Here is a 292-nt window from a genome sequence, read left to right as displayed (position 1 = left end):
ATGAACCCAAAGCCACTTTTGGGTTGGTCAAAATGTGGCAAGATAATATTCAAACATTGCCACCTAATGCGCTATTTTTATCAGCTAAAAAATTGCTTGATGCAAAAAATATTGGGTTTACCAACCTTGAAGATAGATTAGTTTACGCACTGTATTGCCTGATTTATCAGGTTGATTTAATTACTATCGAAACGATTTCACCGCATATTTTATCAGCGATTTTAGCACCAGGTTCATTAAAGAAACGCTTAGAACAATTGGAAAATGATATTAAAGCAAGTATAAATCAAAA

Annotated in this window: 1 protein-coding gene; it reads left to right on the top strand. The window is 32.9% G+C overall.

What is annotated here, in order from left to right:
- Window positions 1-32: 32 nt before the first annotated feature.
- A partial coding sequence (locus H3S73_RS13690; RefSeq protein ID WP_198248938.1) for a hypothetical protein occupies window positions 33-292 on the top strand: 260 nt, incomplete at its 3' end.

The sequence above is a fragment of the Gilliamella sp. B14384G12 genome (genome assembly GCF_016101825.1).
Lineage (GTDB): Bacteria > Pseudomonadota > Gammaproteobacteria > Enterobacterales > Orbaceae > Gilliamella > Gilliamella apicola_N.
This window is presented reverse-complemented; position numbering and strand designations above follow the sequence as displayed.